Here is a 19545-nt window from a genome sequence, read left to right on the forward strand (position 1 = left end):
GTGCCTCTTCTCATCCCCTCCGGGTCCGCCGGATCAGTCGCCGACTCGGACGAACTGCGCGGCGCTGACGCGGTGGATGCTGGTGCTGCGGACTTCGAGACGCACGACGCCGACGGCGCCGGCGTCGTACCGGAACGTGCCGAGCGCACGCCAGGCCGCAGCATCCTCCGTCTGGTTCACGATCACCTCGGTGCTGCCTGCCTGGTGCTCGACGATGTAGGCCGCCGACGTCGTGGTCGTCGGGTTCGTCGGGTACCAGACGGATACGCGGTACAGGCCCGCTTGGAGGAGATTCGCATTCCAGGTGACGGTGCTGCCCACCGAATCCGTGTCGCTGTAGCGCGTGCGCGTGCCGTTCCACCCTGACAGGCCGCTCGGGTACCAGGTTCCGGCCTCGAGGTAGCCCGGCCATGGCGACTGGGTGTGCGCGATCACTCCCTCATCGGCAACGCGCACCAGCACGCCGCGACGGAGAGTCTGGTCCAGCCTCGCCTCGAACCGGATGGTCGAACCCGGCGCGACCCCGGGGCCGGCTGTCACCGTCCAGGTGTGGGTCAGATCGGACCGCGGTGGCACGTCGATGACGGCATCCCGCTGGGTGATGGTCCACCCGGCGGCACCGTAGAGTGCCAGCGCGCCGTGCAGCGGGGTGACCCCGGTGTTGATGACGAGTGCGGTCAACCGCGCTGTCGCCCCCGGCCCGCTGACGATCGCGGTGTCGGTCGTCAGCGACACCAAGCGTCGGCGGTCGATGACCTCGATCGCTGCCGGGCGAAGAGTCACCGGATCGTCCCCCGGGATGGCCAGGGACGCCGCGATCTGCACCTCTCCGAGCGCGGCAGCCGACGCGATGATGGCGGCCGCCTCCACCCGCACGGATCCGTTCGCAGGAGCGACGACCGCAGGAACGGCCGACTCGAGCTGCCAGCCCGTGGGCAAGCTCACCGTCACGGTTCCGGTGACCGGATCGTCTGTGGCGTTGCGCACCTCGATGATCAACGGGACGCGGTCGCCTGCTGTGCCGGTGGCCTGAGCGACGACGTCTCCCACCACACCGGGATTGGCACCGGTGATCCGCTTCGGGAGGCGCAGCGTGACCTCGTCCGTGGTCACCCCGCCGGCCGTGATCGCGTACGTGAAGGTCTTGGCGGGGTTGCCGACGCCGATCGTCCATTCATAGGGGTAGTTCTTGGCTGGCGCCTGCTTCGGGGGTTTCCCACCGACTCGATAGGTCAGAGTGGCCTGCTGTTCGGTGTCGATCTGGACGTAGGCGTCGTAGCCCTTCCGGTCCGGTCGCACCAGGAGCATGCCACGTGCGACTCCGTAGTCGGAGGCCGGATCGGAGTCGACCTCGTGGAAGCTGTCGGTGCCGTGATCGACGATGTCGTCGAAGGGCAGCCCCGGTCGTTCGACCACGACATTCCTCACGATCAGTGCGAGCAGGCCGTGCCCTGGCACCGTGACCGTGACACGACCCTGGTAGGCGTTCTGAGAGGAGCGGGCACCGTCAGCAGTGACGATCTCGACGGCCGTCGCCGAGTTGCGCGGCAACCCCGTCAGCTCCCCCGCCAGATCCACGACGACCTGCTGCGCGCTGGCGGCGGTGTTGGTGAGACTGACGTACAGGGCGTCGTTCCCGATCGCGGTCAGCCAGTTGATCAGCGCGTTGTCGAGCGAGATCATGCCGGCAGGGAAGTACGGCCAGACCGCCGTTTCACCGAAGAAGGTGCCAGGTGCGTGGCCGTAGGCGAAGAACTTGAAGTAGGCGAAGTCAGCCTCGAACACGTGCGGGAAGTCGATGTTGCCCGCGCTGCGGTAGAAGCTCTCGCTGATCAGGTAGTCCATCGCCAGACCGAGCTGAGCGGGGGCGTGATGGAAGTAGTACCCGGTGATCCCGACCGGCCCATTGGTGGCGAAGTCCGGCTTCATCTGTGCGACCTGGAACTGACGACCGTAGTAGCCGGGGTAGGTGGTGAAGCGGCCGATCACCATGTTGTGCGCGACATCGGCGAGCAACGCGTCGCCGGTGTGGTGCGCCAACCGGAGCAGCGCGCCGGACCAGCAGGCGTTGTAGACGTACCCGCCGCCGGGATCGGTCAGCGAACTGGTACCGAGTTTGAACGACGACAGCGCCTCGAAGGTGAGCCCTGAGGGCGACACGTACCAGGCCGGTACGGTCTCGGTGGGGACATCGGTGTTCGGATAGGACGGCAGGGACGTGCGGGACTCCCAGTCGTACTGCTGCGTGATCACGTGCCCGTCAGGTACGGTCACCGTCTGATCCGGCACCGGACGGACTGCGGTCTGGGTGATGAAACGCTGAGCCTCCCGGTACGCGCCGTCGAGGAACTCCTGCTCTCCCGTCACCTCGAACATCTCCAGCAGGTCGACCCAGTACTTGGAGAAGCTGTAGGCGAAGCCTCCTGGCGGCTGCCCGTTGCCCCGGTACGGCGTGAGGATCTGCTCCTGCACATAGCGCTTGGCGATCAAGGTCGCCTCAGCGAGGTAGGCAGGATCCCCCGTGACCCGATAGGTGGCCAGCGCGTTGGCGAACGGCGCCCGGCTCTGCCCGACGACGCCCGCTTTGGTCGCCTGCACCGCGAGTCTCTGGATGCCGGCGTTCCGGCCGTGGGTGAGCTGATAGAGCGACGTCAAATTCACCGCATCCGTGGGGATCCTGCCGATGCGGTACTGCGTCGTGTCGTTGTAGACCGGGCTCCCGATCACCGGGGAATGGCCGATCCCCTTGCGGGACAGCTGGTACTCGATGAGTGGGCGAGCGCGACGCTCGTAGAGGGTGCTGTCCGCGGTCCCGGTCAGGTAGTGCGCGGCGAGCACCACCCCACTGGCCGCCGTGCGCACGGCATTCTCATTCTCGACATCCACGAAGCCCTTGGCGCGATTCCACCAGCCGGAGAACGAGGGGATGTAGTCGACGGAGTCATCTCCGTCCGGCTCGATGGCGATGAGTTCGGTCATGGCGTGGACGGCATCGGTCAGCGAACGCTCGTAGACGTTGTGCCGGTAGGCCGTCAGCCCGTACTCGCCCCGGCACAGTTGAGAGTACGTCCCGTACAGGGTGTCGGCACGGGCTGCCAGGCCGAAGGCGAAGCCGCGCTGCTCGCCGACCGCCATCGCAGTGATGAGACCGGGCTGCGGGGCGTACATCGACGGCACGATGTCGAGGCTGTCGTTGCGCAGACTCATCCCGTACGGCTGCCGATCCGACATCAGCTGGCGTTCATGCACGAACTCGGCGACCTCGGCCGGCAGGTAGACCCCGGACGTGACCGCCGCATTGCCGACGGCGTACTGCGTCAGCGCCATCGGCGCGAACAGCTCCCATGCTCCGAGCGGCGCTGAACCGTCGACCACGGAGAGCGCGTGCTGGTAGGACCCGCAGAGGACCTCGTCGAGGTCGTCGAGCGAACGAGCATCCTGGCTCTGGTACCCGACGATGTAGTCACCGGCGTTCTTCGCCGTCAGCACGTAATGGGCCTCGGGGTTCTCGCCTTCGAGTCGCCAGCGGACGACGAGGTCCACATCGTCGATGCTGGTGGACAGCTCGATCGCCTGCGAGCCGAGGAGCTGAAAAGACGTGAAGCCCAGCCAACTCGGGCTCAGCGGTCCGTAGAGCTCCGGTGCGCTGCCAGACGGGAGGGTTCCCTTCAGCACGACCCACTGCTCATCGAAACGATGCGCGGGGTCGGTCACCGCCAACCAGCCGCCGTCGTGCGCGACCTCGAGGTCACGCACGATCGTCTCGCCCCCGTCCCAGCTGGCCTGGAAGAACGTCATCCGATGGTTGGGCCCGACCAGCTGCGCGACCTGGGTGAATGACAGGTTCGGCATGTCGAGCCTTCGCAGCGCATCCGGGTACGACCCGCTGGCACCGGTGAGTTGCGATGGCGACGCAATAGCCATTTCTGCGTGGGTGCCGAGCACCGGTGGGAGCACCCCGGCGATCACCAACATGCGCAGCACTGATCGACGACTCCACAGCAGCGGGCCGTCATTGGCTTCTGCGTTCGATATTGAATCCATGATGCACATACTGCAATCTGTATGCGAAGATGTCAATGGATCCGCGTTTCGGATCGCGGCTGCCCAGTAACCTCGAGCAGACACCCATCCGAGAGGACCCCAGCGGTGACCCAGAATCCCCCCGAGGAACTGACCGAGTACTCTCTCAGCGCGCTGCTGACACCCGCTGCGCGCCCCGAGGAACCCGCGGACTTCGACGAGTTCTGGCAGAAGACGTTCGACGAGTTCGGCACCGGACCGGTCGCATGGCAGCTCGAGCGCGAGCTCGAACCCACCACGACCCATCGACGGAGTGAGATCCGATTCCACTCGTCAGCGGGCGAGCAGGCCGTGGCCTACCTGATGGTGCCGCATGTCGCCTCGACCATCCGTCGCGGGCTCGTGGTCGGTCACGGCTACGGCGGCCGAACCGCTCCCGACCCCGACCGGGTCCCCCGTGACACCGCGGCGATCTTCCCCTGCGCACCCGGAACCCACGCGGGAACGACCAGCCGTTTTCCGGCCGTCCCCGACGAACACGTGCTGTCGGGAATCGCGCACCGCGACACGTACTCCCATCGTTTCGCCGCGGCGGATATCTGGCGGGCAGCGACCGTCCTGCTGGATGCCGCCCCCGGCGCTGCCGACATCCTCGACTTCAGCGGCGGGAGTTTCGGCGGCGGCATCGGGGCGATGGCCCTCCCCTGGGACACTCGCTTCCGACGGGCCACGCTCGACGTTCCCAGCTTCGGAGACCACACGATCCGCCTCAGCCGCCATTGCACCGGAAGCGGAGAGGCCGTGCGCTTGCATGTTCGCGCGCACCCCGAAGTGCGCCCTGTACTCGACTACTTCGACGCGGCCATCGCTGCACGCCGTCTGCGTATCCCGGTGCTTGTGGGTGCGGCAGTCCTCGACCCTGCCGTCGACCCCCGAGGACAGTTCGCCGTCTATCACGCGCTCGGCGGCCCGAAGCGGCTCAGCGTGCGCGCGAACGGGCACCTCGACGGACCGATCGGGGAACTGTCCGATCGGCTGCTCCTGCAGGACTCCACCGACTTCCTCGCACTCCCCGCCGACCGCATCGGCTGAGCGGAACGCGTCAGACGGCGATGTTGTGGTTGCGCCGGAACAGGTTCTTCGGATCCCACTGCGCCTTCACGTCGCGCAAGCGCGCATACGCGGCCTCCGCGAACATGCCAGGTACCGCGTCCGGGCGCTCGGAGTCCGCGAAATTCCCATATTCGGCCAGACGGTTCCGCTCGATCTCCTGCCATTCGGCGCGGATCGAGGCGCGCGCGTCATCGTCGACAAGACCCGGGATGTCGAATGCCCCGGCCATGACGAACCAGGTCGCGGTGCGCGCAGGGAACGCCGTGGCATCCTGAGCGACGTCTCCGAATGCTCCGCCGAGCGAGCGCAGGAAGATGATCGATGCGGGGTGGGCCGCACGGAACCGGACCAGACGGTCGATCGTCTCGTCGTCCAGTTCTGCGAACAGACCATTGCCGCCGATGAAACCGGGAGGGCCCGCCGCTTCGGCGCCGCCCTCCGGCGCGGGCATCTCCATCAGGATGTCGCGGTACGCGGGAGTCGTGAGCTTCTCGGCGACACCGTCGAGCGCCGCGACCGGCGCCATGACGGCGCGCAGCGCGTCTACGTCGCCACCCGCCCACACGGCGTGCACGCTCGCACCCGCCGGAGCGCTGGGATCCATCGCCGGCACGTCCATGAACGTCACCGTCAGCTCTCGCGGCGCGTTCCGGAGGATCTCCCGCACCGCGCGCAGAACGCTCGTGGAATCTTCGGAGAAGGTGTACTCCCCGAACACGATTCCGGGCAGTCGGTGGGCCTCGAAATCGAATCTCGTGACGATGCCGAAGTTTCCGCCGCCACCGCGGAGCGCCCAGAACAGGTCAGGGTGCGTGTCGGCATCCACGTCGACGATCTCTCCTGCCGCTGTCACGACCTGCGCGCCGACGAGCTGATCGACGGCGAGACCCCAGGCCCTGACCATCCAGCCGATACCGCCCCCGAGGGTGAGACCGCCGACCCCCACAGAGGAAGTGTCTCCCGAACTGATCGCCAGCCCCGCTTCGCCGAGCGTGCTGGCGACGGCGCCCCAGGTGGCGCCGCCGCCGATGCTCACCCGCGTGCCGTCGATGCGGATGTCCGCCAGTGCGCCGAGCTCGAGGCGCATGTCTTCTGCGTTGTCGACGTGGGACCAGGGCCCGTGCCCACCCGAAACCACGGTGATCATGCGTGAATCCTGTTGTGCGCGCCGGACGAGGGCGGCGACTTCCTCCGCGCTCTCCGGTCGCTCGATGAGTCGTTGTTCAGTCATGTAGGACACGGTAGGGGCGACCCCCGACACTGCGACCGTCGCGGCCATCATTCACAGACGGCACACAGCTGGTTCCATAGAAACCCCATAGAGAACTCCTCAGAATGGTCTCATGACCCAAGATCTGCCCGACCTCCACCGTCCCGATGGCTCCCCCCTGCGCATCCTCGCCGTCGACGACGAGCAGATGCTCACCGATCTGCTCGCGATGGCGCTGCGGATGGAGGGCTGGGAGGTTCGTACTGCGTCGTCGGGTCTCGAAGCGCTCCAGGTCGCGCGGGAGTTCGAACCCGACGCGCTCGTGCTCGACATCATGATGCCGGACCTGGACGGGATGTCGGTGCTGAAGCGGCTCCGAGAGTCCGGGAACCTCGTGCCGGTCCTGTTCCTCACCGCGAAGGATGCCGTGGGAGACCGGGTCGCCGGACTCACCGCCGGGGGCGACGACTACGTCACCAAGCCGTTCAGCCTGGAAGAGGTGATCGCCCGGCTTCGCGCCATCATCCGCCGCACCGGTCACGCCACCGCCGACGACGGTCAGTCGATCCTCCGGGTCGCCGACCTCACCCTCAACGAGGACAGCCACGAAGTGGTGCGTGACGGCGCGGAGATCGCGCTCACCGCCACCGAGTTCGAGTTGCTGCGCTACCTGATGCGCAACGAGCGCAGGGTGCTGTCGAAGGCGCAGATCCTCGACCGGGTGTGGAGCTACGACTTCGGCGGCAAGTCATCCGTCGTCGAGCTGTACATCTCCTACCTGCGCAAGAAGATCGACGCCGGGCGCGCCCCGCTGCTGCACACCGTCCGTGGCGTCGGGTACATGATCAAGGCGCCGCAGTGAGCACCCCGGGGATGGCGCGGCCGATGAGCCTGCAGACACGGCTGATGACCGCCGTGATCGGGTTCGTGTCCCTCATCCTCGTGATCGTGGCCGTCATCACCAGCGCGACGCTGGGGAGCACCATGGAGAATCAGCTCGACGAGCGCCTCGGTGGTTACCAGGCGCAGCTCGCGCACTGGGTCGATCAGGAGCCACTCCCCGGCGTGACGGCCCAGAACGTGCTGCTCGGGAAGGGGGCGACCGTGCCCGGTCTTCTCTTCGCGGTCTCCAGCCAGCTGACCGGCACCACCGGAGTCGTTCTCGACAACGGCGGCGGCGATCTCAGCGGAAGCGCCAAGGATCTCACCGCGACGCAGCTGAATCAGATCAACGATGCCCTCGACGGCGGACTCAACGCGACGGTCACGATCGACGACATCGGCTCGTACCGCATCGCCGTCACGCCGACGGATTCCGGCGCGGTGATCGTCACCGGCCTTCCCCGTGACCAGATCCAGAAGCAGCTCACGACACTGCTCACCGTCATCGCCCTCGCGACCATCGGCGGTCTCATCCTGCTGGCGCTGACCACCGCGGTCACCATCAGGGTCGGACTGCGCCCCTTGCGCGCCGTCGCGACGACCGCCACCCGGGTGGCGAACCAGCCGCTCGACCGCGGCGAGGTCACCATCACCGAGCGGGTACCGGCATCCGAAGCCGATCCGCGCACCGAGACCGGACTCGTCGGAGCCTCCCTCAACAAGCTGCTCGACCATGTGAACACCTCGCTGGCCGCGCGACAGAAGAACGAGGAGCGGATGCGACGGTTCGTCGCCGATGCCAGCCACGAGCTGCGCACCCCGCTGGCCTCGATCCGCGGCTACTCCGAGCTGTCGCTGCGCGACTCCACGCTGCCCGAGAACACGCACACCGCGCTCGAGCGCATCCAGGCGCAGTCGCTGCGGATGACGCGGCTCGTCGAGGACCTCCTGCTGCTCGCACGCCTCGACGAAGGGCGCGAGCTCGTCTACGGCACCGTCGACCTCACCCAGCTGGCGCTGGAGGGTCTCGCCGACGCTCGCCCGACGGCGCCGGATCATCGATGGAGCGTCGACGTGCCCGACGAGCCCGTCGTGATCGTCGGTGACGCCGGTCGCATGCACCAGGTCGTGGCGAACCTGCTCGCGAACGCCCGCACGCACACACCCGCGGGCACCGAGATCACGCTCAGCGTCGCCCGCGAAGACGATGCGGCCGTATTGACCGTGCACGACAACGGCCCGGGTATCGACCCCGGCGTGCGCGAAGAACTGTTCGCCCGGTTCGCCCGCGGTGACAGCTCCCGTGCGCGTCAGACCGGCGGTACCGGGTTGGGGCTCGCGATCGCGAAGGCGATCGTCGAGGGGCACCGCGGCTTCATCTCCGTCGACAGCAAGCCGGGGAGCACGAGCTTCACGGTGCGCATCCCGGTGAACCCGTCGAAGGATGCGCCGAACGGCTGACGTCCGCGCGGGCGACCTGCAGGATCAGATCACGCGGGGCCGCCCATCCGGCGGTGTTTCGTCCTGCATCCGTTCGTCGGTCATGCAAGTCGCACGCCTGGACTGACGGCGAGCCTCGGCAAACCTATCCCCAGATGATCAGACTCGAGCACGCAGCCGCGAGATCGCGGCGATGATCGCCGCTTCGACAACCGGCCAGTCATGAATGATGAGCGCGTAGTCGAATCGGAGGGTCTCGTACCCGAGTACGGATGCCGCAGCGTCGCGTCGGAGGTCTTTGTGGCGGCGCGATGACCCATCGTGGTTCTCCATCCCATCCGCCTCGAGGATGAGCATCCCGTCGATCACGAAGTCAGCTCTGCCGACCGTCGGGATCTCCACCTGACAATCCAGACGGATGCCCAGCAAGTGAAGGCGCAGGCGCAACAGCGATTCCAGCCCGCTGTCGGCATCGCGCCTCGCGAAGTCGACCAGCCATCGCGCCCCGACCGGAAGGCGTTCGCGCAGTCGCTCACGAATGCCGGCGCCGAACTTTCGCTTCTTCAACGCCGATTCCAACGCGGCGAAGAACGCCTCCTCGCCGGCGCAGTGATAAACGTGCACAAGCGCATCCTCCACAGGCGCGACGCCGAGCAGCGTTCGCCCCTCGAAGTAGTGAGTCACGCAGGCGCACTCGGCGTGATGAACCCGACCGCTGGTGCCGACCCAGACATGAAGGCGCTCGTCGTCCACCAAGGCCCAGACCTCGTGCATCCGCAACGCCGTCGTACAGGTCACGGCTCCCCCGTGCGCCGCGGCACAGATCACGTCAGGGTTCGCGGATGGAACGGCGAAGACGCCCGGGCGCACACGAATGATCGAGCCGTCGCGAACGGCGCTCGACAGCATCCTTCTGCTCAGTCCGAACTGCTGAAGGCGCGCGCCTCGGGCGACGCCGCCCTGGTGCGCGATCAATTGTGAGGCTTGCAGCATCCGTCGATCTTGGCCGACGAGCACGCACCGCCCACCGGGATTCTGTCGTTGTGGACAAATCCGGGCCGAACGCCGACCTGTGGAGGAAGAGTGCCGCGATCCACTTGCATGACCGATTCACGGTTGCATGACCGACTCACGGCGTTTCGCCCTGCATCCGTTCGTTGGTCATGCATGTGGAACAGGACAGGGCGAACGGACGACGTGACAGCCTCGCCTCAGTATCCGGCGAAGGCGTCGGTCGTCAGGCTGTGGGCCTTCTGCAGGGCCGGGGCGAGATCGGCGATCAGGCGCGGCGGGCCTGAGATGTAGGCGTGCCGGCTCCCGATGTCGGGAACGACGCGCTCGAGCCCCTCGGCGTCCAGGCGCACTCCGCGCGCCCACGACCAGTGCGCCGGCAGATCTGCCGGCTGGTCTCTGGTGAAGACGATGACTCGGGCTCCGGTCGCCGCAAGCTCGTCGCGGAAGGCGAGTTCGCTGGCCTCGGACGCCACGTACACGAGCACCACATCACGGGTCAGCCCCGACAACTGCAGCTGTCGAAGTTGCGACACGAACGGCGTGACGCCGATGCCGGCGGCGACCATGAGAACCGGGGCCTCCGATCGCGGCAGGATGAAGTCTCCCCAGGTGCCGGTCACCGCGAGCGTCGCTCCCGGCTCTGCAGCCGCGAGGGCCCGCTTGTAGCTGGACGGATGCTTCTGGCCGCCGTCCTTGTAGGCGATGCGCAGCGTCGGCAGGTCACCGGGCGCCGAGACGATGCTGAACTCACGGCGGGTCCCCCGCGCGTCCGGCCGGCGGTGCGGCACATCCAGCTCGAGGTACTGCCCAGGGAGGAACTTCAGACGGCCTCGTGCACGGAACGTCAGCTCCTGCGCGGTCGGGGTGACGAACTCGCGCTTCTCGAGCGTCAGCCGCACCGAACCGCGCACGGCGAAGGCGAACGCGAGCAGGTTGCCGACGAGCAGCGCACGTTCCTGTCCGAGTGAGAACAGGTCGCCGATCATGATCGGCCAGCCCGCCAGGACTCCGACCAGGGCGGCGACGGAGAACTGCTGCCACCGCCGCGGCGGCATCGTCAGCGGCTCCGACAGCATGAATGCCCCGAGGAACAGGTACGGCGACTGCAGCACGGCCAGCGACAGCGCCTGGAGGGCGTCGAAGTCCAGAGCGTTCTGCTGTGCGAGGATGCTCTGCCGCACGACCGAGACGCCGACGGCGATGAGCAGGAACACCAGGATGACGCGCACCTTCTCGGTGCGCCAGAGCACGACGAGACCGAGCAGCAGCACGGGAACCGCGAGCGCCGGAGTGCCCACCCACCACGCCGAGAACGTCCCGAGCCCGGCGATCGTGACGACGGCTGCGCCGAACGCGGCCGGGTTGAGGATGTGCCGACCGCGCCACGCGATCACGTACTTCGAGATGCTGGCGAGGGCACCGGCGAGCGCGAGTCCGCCGAGGGCAGCCGGCGTCAGCCCCGACTGGAGCACGAAGAGGAGGATGAGCGCGGTCACCAACGAGGACTCGATGCGCCAGGGCAGGCGGAGCAGTCGCTGGACTACCGCATCGACCACGGAGATCACGACGGCCAGAACGCCGAAGGACGCCACCAGCGCCAGGGGATCCGGTGCGACCAGATCGAAGAACGAGAGCACCAGAGCGAGCGCCGCGAGCGTCAGCAGCGAGAACAGCACGAGCCGGTACATCGAGATGCCACCGAGGACGGCGAGAACGCGCTGCCGCGCGGCGGTGAATGAGGTGATCACGACTTCTACTCTTCCCTACTTCGGCGGTGCGGGGCGTGTCCGGTCGGTGGCGATGAACAGCTCGGCTGGGCATCCGGGCGAGCGCTCCACACGACCGTCGGTCGCCATGCGCACCCACTCGACGCCCCAGGACGCGGCGAGCTCCGGCCCTCCGTCGAAGAACAGCGCCGTCGCCACGGCATCCGCCGACATCGCATCGGGAGCGATCGCCCAGGTCGCCGCCCATGTGCGCACCGGAACGCCCGTCCGGGCATCGAGCACATGGTGCAGTCCGTCGCCCCAGGCTCGTCGATTGACGGCCGACGCGCAGAGCGCCGCGTCCCGCAGTGTCACGACCCCGATGGCCTTGGTCGCGTCGTACGGATGCTCCAGCCCGACGCGCACCGCCGCTCCCCGCACCCGGAGGTCACCTCCGCCGTCGACGACGAGGTCTCCGCTGACCGGCTCGAGAACCTCCATCACCCGATCGACGAGACGCCCCTTGCCAAGAGCTCCGACGTCGATGAGGGCCGGCGCGGAGAGCGTCGCCCGGTCCGTGGACCAGTCGAGCCGCTGCATCCAGTCGCCCGGGGCTGCGCGTGGCTCTCGCGGCACCAGCGTGTAATCGGCGTTGTAGCCGAGAGCGTTGAGACTCTCTCCGACCAGCGGATTCACGGCACCCGCAGTCGCCTCGGAGAGCTCGCGATAGGCGTCGAGCATCGCCCCGGCATCCGCGGCAGTGAGCGACCCTCCATCGACGCTCAGCCGGGTGACGAGCGAGTCCGCACGGAACCGTGACCACTCACGATCGAAACGATCGATGGTGGCGGTGACGGCGGCGCGGGCATCCGCGGAGAGCTCCGCGCTCGAATCGATCTCCCAGCGCGTGCCGATCGCCTCGAATCGCCAGACGACCATGGGGCCTAGGCCGCGGCCTCTTCCTTGATCGTCTCCAGCGCCTGGTTGAAGCCGCCGCTGGTCAGCGACGAGCCGGCCACTTTGTCGACCTTCAGTTCATCGAGCGGCACACCGGTGACGACGTCGGCGATGCCGTCGATGAACTGTCCCTGGAACTGCTTGGTCTCCGGCGCCTGCGGGTCGCCGGTCACCTCGACGTCGGTCACGACGCCTTTCGCCAGCGTCAGGGTCACCGAGACCTTCTCGACGGTCTCGGGGGTCTGGTACGAGCCTTCGGCGGTGTACGTTCCGTCCTTGTACGCGGAATCGGTCGCCGCATCGTCGGACGGTGCGGAACTGGTCGTGGACTCCGGACTCGTGGCCGTGTCGGTGTTGCCCTCTGCGTCAGCGGGAGCCGAGCAGCCCGCGAGGACGAGAAGTCCTGCGATGCCGGCGAGCGCTGCGCCCTTGCGGACGGAAGTCGGTACGGTCGTGCGGATCATGATGGCCCTCCCGGCTGAGTGTCTTTCGATTGGATGTCGATTTTACGACGATAGAAAGCAGACCTATGCGCGGGCTGTGCCGAGTCCGACTGTTACGCGTCGCCGCCGAACATGCTCGTGACGGAACCGTCCTCGAAGACCTCGTGGATGGCGCGAGCGAGCAGCGGTGCGATCGGCAGGATCGTGAGCTTGTCCCAGCGGCGGGATTCGGTGAGCGGGATCGTATCGGTGACGACCACCTCGTCGATCGATGCGTCCTGCAGCCGTTCGCTGGCCGGATCGCTGAAGATCGCGTGGGTCGCGGCGACGATGACCCGGTGCGCACCTGCGGCCTTGAGCGCTTGTGCAGCCTTGACGATCGTGCCGCCGGTGTCGATCATGTCATCGACGAGCAGGCAGGTGCGGCCTTCGACCGTGCCGACGATCTCATGCACGGAGACCTGGTTGGCGACGCGCGGGTCGCGGCGCTTGTGGATGATCGCCAGCGGCGCCCCCAGGCTGTCCGACCAGGTGTCGGCGACGCGCACCCGGCCCATGTCGGGCGAGACGACCGTGAGGATCTCGCGATCTTCAGGGCTCAGCGTGCGCTTGAAGTGCTCGAGCAGCACCGGCTTCGCGAACAGGTGGTCGACGGGGCCGTCGAAGAAGCCCTGGATCTGGGCGGCGTGCAGGTCGACGCTCATGACACGGTCGGCGCCGGCGGTCTTGAGAAGATCGGCGACGAGGCGGGCGCTGATCGGCTCTCGACCGCGGCCCTTCTTGTCCTGACGCGAATACGGGTAGTACGGGGCGACCACGGTGATGCGCTTCGCCGACGCGCGCTTGGCGGCATCGATCATGATCAGCGTCTCCATCAGCCATTCGTTGACCGGTTCGCCGAACGTCTGGATGAGGAACAGGTCGCAGCCGCGGATCGACACCTCGAAGCGGGCGTAGATCTCGCCGGAGGCGAAGGTGCGGTGCTCGGTCGGAGCGAGCTCGGTACCGAGATCCGCTGCGACGGCTGCGGAGAGCGCGGGGTGGGAACGGCCACCGGCGACGACCAGCCGCTTCTTCGTCTTGGCCACGAGTCCCGGCGCGATGCCGTTGTCGCGATCCAGATCGACCGTCTTCTTCTTGCGCGCCATGGTCCGCCTATTCCGCCGTTTGTTCCCGAGCCGCAGCGTCCGCTGCGCCCGTTCCTGCCCTGTTCTTCTCGACCCACCCCTCGATGTTGCGCTGAGGAGCGACGCTCATGGCCAGAGCGCCGGCAGGGACATCCTTGCGGACGACGGCGCCGGCAGCTGTCTTCGCACCAGCCCCAAGCCTAACGGGAGCGACCAGCACTGTGTGCGACCCGGTGTGCACCTCGTCGCCGATCTCAGTGCGGTGCTTGTTCACGTCGTCGTAGTTCGCGGTGATCGTGCTCGCGCCGAGGTTCACGCCGCGGCCGATCGTCGCATCGCCCACGTACGACAGGTGCGGCACCTTGCTGCCCTCGCCGATCTCGGCGTTCTTGGTCTCGACGTAGGCGCCGATCTTGCCCTTCGCACCGAGGACGGTGCCAGGGCGCAGGAACGAGAACGGCCCGACCGTGGCCTCGGCGCCGATCACGGCCAGCGTGGCGTCGGTGCGGCGAACGATCGCGTCCTCCCCGACCTCGCAGTCAACGAGAGTCGTGTCGGGGCCGATGATGGCGCCTTCGGCGATCGTGGTCGCCCGGAGGATCTGCGTGTTCGGCAGGATCGTGACGTCGGGCGCGAGGGTCGCGTCGTCGTCGATCCAGGTGGTGGCCGGATCGATGACGGTGACGCCGGCGACCTGCCAGCGGCGCACGATGCGGGCGTTCAGGAGGCGCCCCACTTCGGCGAGCTGCGCGCGGTCGTTGACGCCGTAGGTGACGGTGACATCGGAGACGACGGATGCCGCGACGCGGTCTCCGTCGCGGCGGAGCAGTCCGGGGACGTCCGTGAGGTACATCTCCCCCTGCGCGTTGTCGACGCCGACCTGGGGGAGGTACCGGCGCAGCGTCGCGGCGCGGAACACGTACATACCGGCGTTGATCTCGTTCACCGCGGCTTCTTCGACCGTGGCGTCCTTCTGCTCGACGATCCGGTCGACATCACCGTCGAGATCGCGGATGACGCGCCCGTAGCCTGCGGGGTCGTCCACCACGGCGGTCATCAGCGTCGCCGGGGCGCCCGCGTCGCGGTGGGCCGTGAGGAACTCCGAGAGCGCGTCGACGTCGGCGAGCGGGCAGTCTCCGGAGAGCACGAGCACATCACCGTCGAACTCGGCAGGCAGGGCATCGACGGCGACCTGCACGGCGCGACCGGTGCCGGGGATGTCGTCTTGGTCGATGAAGACGGCGTCCGGATACGACTCGCTCAGAACCGCCACGACCTGGTCGCGCTCGTGACGCACCACGACCTCGATGTGATCGGCGCCGAGCCGGGCGGCCGTGGTGAGCACATGCCCGACGAGCGGGCGACCACCGATCGGGTGCAGCACCTTCGGCAGCCGCGATCGCATGCGAGTGCCTTGGCCTGCGGCGAGGACGATGATCGCGAGATTGTTCCCAGTCATGCTCCGCCGCCAGGATTCGAACCTAGACCTAACAGCTCCAAAGGCTGTCGTGCTGCCATTACACCACGGCGGACCACGGCCCTCACGAGAGGTCCGCCTGACAAGTCTGCCATGACCTCGGCGCACTGCCTGCGGGAACGGTGCGAGAAGCGGTCGCGTCATCAGACCGAAATACGGAACTGGGATGCTGGTGATCATGACCATCACCATCGAGCGGGTCGAAACGCCCGTCCCGGCCGTCTCCGAGTTCATCACCGCGCATCACGCGGAACTCGTGGGCACCGCACCGCCGGAGAGCTGCCATGCGCTGCCGTTCGAGCGGCTACTCGCACCGGGCGTCCGGCTCTTCGCCGCGTTCGAGGACGATCGGGCCGTCGCTTCAGGGGCGCTGGCAACCGTGGATGACGATCATGAAGAGCTGAAGTCGATGCGCACCGACCCAGGGATGCGCGGTCGCGGACTCGGCAGAATGATGCTGACGTTCCTGATCGAGGACGCGGCGCGACGCGGCATCCGACGGCTGTCGCTCGAAACCGGCAGCGACGACTTCTTCATTCCCGCACGGACGCTGTACGCGGGCGCCGGGTTCGTCGAGTGTGCGGCGTTCGGACGGTATCTGCCGGACCCGCACAGCACGTTCATGACGCTGTCGCCGGTGCACTCGATGTCCCCGCCGAAACCGGCGCACACGCGATAATGGAGAGATGAGCGCAGCGGACGAAGTCGATCGGATCGTCGGCGCATGGAACACCCAGCGGCCCGATCTCGACTTCTCACCGCTCGAGGTCCTGTCGCGGATGGATCGGCTCTCCCGCCACCTCGACCGCGCCCGTCGTGACGTCTTCCGCCGCAGCGACCTGGAGCCGTGGGAGTGGGACGTGCTCTCCGCGTTGCGCCGAGCCGGTGCTCCTTTCCAGCTGTCTCCGAAGCAGCTGATGCAGCAGACCCTCGTCTCCAGCGGCACCATGACGAACCGCATCGACCGCCTGGTCGGCCGTCGTTTCGTGCACCGCGAGGCCGACCCGGTCGACGGTCGCAGCATTCTGGTGACACTCACCGATGACGGACGCACCAGGGTGGATGCCGCGATCACGCGTCTCGTCGATGTCGAGTCCGACCTTCTCCAAGCGCTGTCCCGCAGTGATCGGGACCGGCTGGCCGGCCTGCTGCGCAAGCTCAGCCTGAGCTTCGACGCCTGAGACCGCCGTCGGGGGCCGACCCGCCCGGCCCCCGAGCTGCGATCACGCGTCGCGATCGATGACGACGACGACCTTTCCGGTCACCCTCCCCGACTCGACGCGCTCCTGCGCCGCGACGAGCTCATTGAGACCGAACTCCGAGTCCAGGTGCACCTCGACCTCTCCGGCATCCGCGAGCGCGGCGATCTCCGCCAGCTGCCCGCCGGACGCTGCGACGAGGATCCGTTCGACCGGCGCAGCGCCCCATTCGGCGAGCAGGGCGCTGTCGTCCGCTGAGAGACCGGTGATGGTGATGACAGCGGTTCCCTCGGTGACCGTGCCGCGCGGGGGCAGCGTGCCGTCCACGGTCACGATCACTGCGTCGACGCGGTTCAGCGAGGCGAGACCGTGCTCGTCCCGATAGTCGACGACGTGGTCCGCACCCCAGCTGCGCAGGAGTTCGTGCTTCGCCGCGCTGGCCGTGGCCGTCACCTCGGCTCCCATGGCCTTCGCCAGCTGGATCGCCAGGTGCCCCACTCCCCCGGCACCGCCGAGCACGAGCACCCGCTGCCCCGCGCCGACGGCGGCGGCCTCCAGCGCCTGCCACGCGGTCAGCGCAGCGAGCGGTGCAGCGCCGGCCTGGGCGATCGTCCACGCGTCCGGGGCGGCAGCGAGGTCGCCCGCTGCGACCACCGCGTACTCGGCCAGCGTGTGCGCGGCGACAGGGAATGCAGCGAGAGCGAATACCCGATCGCCGGGTGACCACGCGCTCACATCCGGCGCGACCGTCGCGACGACGCCGGCCACGTCCCAACCCGGTCGATCGGAATACTTGATCGGTCCGAAATCGGTGGCCGCCGCGCGGATCTTCACGTCGACCGGATTGAGCCCGGCCGCACCGACCTTGACGACGACCTCGCCAGGACCGGGGGTCGGGATGGCGATATCGGTGATCGAGATGACCTCCGAAGCGGGTCCCGCACCGGAGTACTTCACTGAACGCACGTGGTCTGCCTTTCATTCGAGCGGCCGATCCGACCGCAGCATCCAGCCTGTCGTGCCATCCGACGGCCCAACAGTGGCCATAAAGACAATATGTGTCACGATATAGCCATGCATCGAGTCGTGATCGTCGCTCTTCCCGGCGTATACCCGTACGAGCTGGGCATCCCCTCTCGTTTCTTCCGCGCCGCTCGTCGCGACGGGAAGCCGCTGTACTCGGTCACGACCTGCAGCCTGGATGGCAGACCGGTGCAGACCAACGCCGATTTCTCGATCATTCCGTCGGCGGATCGGAGCGCACTCGCGACCGCCGACACCATCATCGTTCCGCCGTGGAGCGCCGCTGAGACCTCCGGCGACCCGATCGGCCTCTCGGAGTTCGCCGAACGACGTGTGGTCAGCTATTGCACCGGCGCATTCACGGTCGCGGCCTCCGGTCTCCTGGACGGCAAGGAGGCGACCACCCACTGGCACGCCTCCGCCGACTTCGCAAAGCGCTTCCCCCAGGTGCGCCTGCGGCCAGACGAGCTGTTCGTCGACACCGGCACGATACTAACCGCCGCAGGCGCCTCGGCAGCGGTCGACGCGACGATGCATCTGATCGCGCGCGATCACGGCGCCGCGGTCGCTGCGACCGTCTCGCAGATCACCCTCGCAGCTCCCCACCGCGGAGGCGGGCAGCGTCAGTTCATCGCGCGGCCGACCATCGCGCCGCCGAACAGCGGCTCCGCCAGCGACATCCAGAACTGGCTGATGTCCCGGATCGACGAGCCGCTCGCGCTGAACGCCGTCGCCGACCGGTTCGGAATGAGCGTACGAACCCTGACCCGGCGCTTCCGAGCCGAGACCGGCCGCACCGTCGGCGACTGGTTCGCCGACGCCAGGGTCGATCGCGCGCGCGAACTCCTCGAGACCAGCGACCTCCTCGTCGATGACGTCGCCGCCCGCTCGGGTTTCGCAACGTCAGCGTCGCTGCGCAAGCACTTCCGCGATCGGATCGGGCTGTCGCCTCACCAGTATCGGTCGCGCTTCACCCAAGCCGTCTAGGCTGGTGCGAATGGCCATGCTCTCCCCACTTCCCGTGCGCAATGGCGTCGGCGCCACGCGTCTGCACGTGCCGCTCGACGGTCCATGGGAGACGGTGTCGGACTACATGGTCGAGCGGTTCTTCCACCTCGATCCCGAGGCTCTGCTGGCTCGTTTCGACGACGGCGAGATCGTCGCCCGCGACGGCAGTGCGGTGCGCCGCGACGCGCCCCTGGGCGCCGAAGAGTTCGTCTGGTACTACCGCGAACCGCCCGAGGAGAATCGCATCCCATTCGAGGTGGAGGTGCTCCATCAGGACGAGAATCTGGTGGTCGTCGACAAGCCGCACTTCCTGCCGACGACGCCCGGCGGCAGGTATCTGCAGAACTCGGCGCTGGTGCGATTGCGCATCGCCCTCGGCATCCCGGACCTCGCCCCGATGCACAGGCTCGACCGCGCGACGGCCGGACTGCTGATGTTCGCCACGCGGCCCGAGACCCGTGGCGCGTATCAACTGCTGTTCGAGAACCGTCGCGTGGAGAAGGTCTACGAAGCGGTGTCGGCTCGGCCGCTGGACTGGGACGGATCCCGATTCCCGCTCGTCTATCGGAACCACATCGTCAAGCTCCGGGGACAGGTCTGCGTCGAGGTCGACGACGAGCGCGAACCGAACTCCGAGACGCTCATCGAGCTGCTCGGCGACGATGATCGGGTCGTGCACACGCTGCTCCGACCCCACAGCGGCAAGATGCACCAGCTCCGCGTGCACCTGGCAGCCCTCGGTCTCGGCATCCTGAACGACGGCTTCTATCCGACCCTGCTTCCGGAGACGCCGGACGACTTCGACCGGCCGCTGCAGCTGCTCGCCCGCGAGCTGCGGTTCGTCGATCCGCTGAGCGGTGAGGATCGCGTATTCACGACGCGGCTGACGCTGCAGGACGCGCCGGCTCGCTGAGTTCTCGAAG

General features: G+C 67.7%; 16 protein-coding genes and 1 tRNA gene. 7 read left to right on the forward strand and 10 right to left on the reverse strand.

Features of this window, described 5'->3' with window-relative positions:
* Window positions 1–33: 33 nt before the first annotated feature.
* On the reverse strand, window positions 34–4044 hold the full coding sequence (locus MRBLWH12_RS07975; RefSeq protein WP_363547936.1) for a hypothetical protein: 4011 nt from the start codon (window positions 4042–4044) through the stop codon (window positions 34–36).
* 105 nt (window positions 4045–4149) lie between these two features.
* On the opposite strand from MRBLWH12_RS07975, the gene MRBLWH12_RS07980 reads away from it, so the two are divergent.
* Entirely contained in the window at window positions 4150–5115 is a 966-nt protein-coding gene (locus MRBLWH12_RS07980; RefSeq protein ID WP_363547939.1) for an acetylxylan esterase, read from the forward strand.
* A 10-nt stretch (window positions 5116–5125) separates the two neighbouring features.
* Here the strand turns inward: MRBLWH12_RS07980 and MRBLWH12_RS07985 are convergent, their stop codons facing one another.
* Entirely contained in the window at window positions 5126–6367 is a 1242-nt protein-coding gene (locus tag MRBLWH12_RS07985) for an FAD-binding oxidoreductase (RefSeq protein ID WP_363547942.1), read from the reverse strand.
* A 112-nt stretch (window positions 6368–6479) separates the two neighbouring features.
* Between MRBLWH12_RS07985 and MRBLWH12_RS07990 the strand changes: the two genes are divergently transcribed.
* The gene (locus tag MRBLWH12_RS07990) at window positions 6480–7208 is read left to right on the forward strand and encodes a response regulator transcription factor (RefSeq protein WP_363547945.1); all 729 of its coding nucleotides are present in this window, start codon (window positions 6480–6482) and stop codon (window positions 7206–7208) included.
* Between the two features lie 23 nt (window positions 7209–7231).
* Entirely contained in the window at window positions 7232–8689 is a 1458-nt protein-coding gene (locus tag MRBLWH12_RS07995; protein ID WP_414685042.1) for a sensor histidine kinase, read from the forward strand.
* A gap of 138 nt (window positions 8690–8827) precedes the next feature.
* On the opposite strand, the gene MRBLWH12_RS08000 is transcribed toward MRBLWH12_RS07995, so the two are convergent.
* The 7 genes from MRBLWH12_RS08000 to MRBLWH12_RS08030 all read right to left on the reverse strand — a co-directional run bounded on the left by MRBLWH12_RS08000 (window position 8828) and on the right by MRBLWH12_RS08030 (window position 15447).
* Window positions 8828–9661, reverse strand: coding sequence for a type IV toxin-antitoxin system AbiEi family antitoxin domain-containing protein (locus MRBLWH12_RS08000; protein ID WP_363547950.1), 834 nt, complete (start codon window positions 9659–9661; stop codon window positions 8828–8830).
* Between the two features lie 218 nt (window positions 9662–9879).
* Window positions 9880–11430 carry an FAD-dependent oxidoreductase gene (locus MRBLWH12_RS08005; RefSeq protein WP_363547952.1) on the reverse strand — a complete coding sequence of 517 codons (1551 nt, stop codon included), beginning with the start codon at window positions 11428–11430 and terminating at the stop codon, window positions 9880–9882.
* 15 nt (window positions 11431–11445) lie between these two features.
* A complete protein-coding gene (locus MRBLWH12_RS08010) occupies window positions 11446–12327 on the reverse strand; it encodes an FAD:protein FMN transferase (RefSeq protein WP_363547954.1) in 882 nt (293 codons plus the stop codon).
* Between the two features lie 5 nt (window positions 12328–12332).
* The gene (locus MRBLWH12_RS08015; RefSeq protein WP_363547957.1) at window positions 12333–12809 is read right to left on the reverse strand and encodes an FMN-binding protein; all 477 of its coding nucleotides are present in this window, start codon (window positions 12807–12809) and stop codon (window positions 12333–12335) included.
* 92 nt (window positions 12810–12901) lie between these two features.
* Window positions 12902–13936, reverse strand: a complete 1035-nt coding sequence (locus tag MRBLWH12_RS08020) for a ribose-phosphate diphosphokinase (RefSeq protein WP_341974108.1) — start codon at window positions 13934–13936, stop codon at window positions 12902–12904.
* 7 nt (window positions 13937–13943) lie between these two features.
* The gene (gene glmU / locus MRBLWH12_RS08025) at window positions 13944–15374 is read right to left on the reverse strand and encodes a bifunctional UDP-N-acetylglucosamine diphosphorylase/glucosamine-1-phosphate N-acetyltransferase GlmU (protein WP_363547959.1); all 1431 of its coding nucleotides are present in this window, start codon (window positions 15372–15374) and stop codon (window positions 13944–13946) included.
* 1 nt (window position 15375) lies between these two features.
* Window positions 15376–15447 (reverse strand) — tRNA-Gln (locus MRBLWH12_RS08030).
* A 123-nt stretch (window positions 15448–15570) separates the two neighbouring features.
* On the opposite strand from MRBLWH12_RS08030, the gene MRBLWH12_RS08035 reads away from it, so the two are divergent.
* Both MRBLWH12_RS08035 and MRBLWH12_RS08040 read left to right on the forward strand, forming a co-directional pair.
* The gene (locus MRBLWH12_RS08035; protein WP_363547962.1) at window positions 15571–16071 is read left to right on the forward strand and encodes a GNAT family N-acetyltransferase; all 501 of its coding nucleotides are present in this window, start codon (window positions 15571–15573) and stop codon (window positions 16069–16071) included.
* Between the two features lie 7 nt (window positions 16072–16078).
* Window positions 16079–16573 carry a MarR family winged helix-turn-helix transcriptional regulator gene (locus MRBLWH12_RS08040; protein ID WP_341974105.1) on the forward strand — a complete coding sequence of 165 codons (495 nt, stop codon included), beginning with the start codon at window positions 16079–16081 and terminating at the stop codon, window positions 16571–16573.
* A 42-nt stretch (window positions 16574–16615) separates the two neighbouring features.
* On the opposite strand, the gene MRBLWH12_RS08045 is transcribed toward MRBLWH12_RS08040, so the two are convergent.
* Window positions 16616–17557, reverse strand: coding sequence for an NADP-dependent oxidoreductase (locus MRBLWH12_RS08045; RefSeq protein ID WP_363547966.1), 942 nt, complete (start codon window positions 17555–17557; stop codon window positions 16616–16618).
* A 108-nt stretch (window positions 17558–17665) separates the two neighbouring features.
* Here MRBLWH12_RS08045 and MRBLWH12_RS08050 point away from each other — a divergent pair, with 108 nt between their 5' ends.
* Together MRBLWH12_RS08050 and MRBLWH12_RS08055 are read left to right on the forward strand one after the other, a co-directional pair.
* A complete protein-coding gene (locus MRBLWH12_RS08050) occupies window positions 17666–18601 on the forward strand; it encodes a GlxA family transcriptional regulator (protein WP_363547969.1) in 936 nt (311 codons plus the stop codon).
* Window positions 18602–18617: 16 nt separating this feature from the next.
* Window positions 18618–19535: a pseudouridine synthase gene (locus MRBLWH12_RS08055; RefSeq protein ID WP_363551327.1), complete on the forward strand. Its 918-nt coding sequence runs from the start codon at window positions 18618–18620 to the stop codon at window positions 19533–19535.
* Window positions 19536–19545 lie beyond the last annotated feature (10 nt).

The sequence above is a fragment of the Microbacterium sp. LWH12-1.2 genome (assembly GCF_040675825.1).
Classification (GTDB): domain Bacteria; phylum Actinomycetota; class Actinomycetes; order Actinomycetales; family Microbacteriaceae; genus Microbacterium.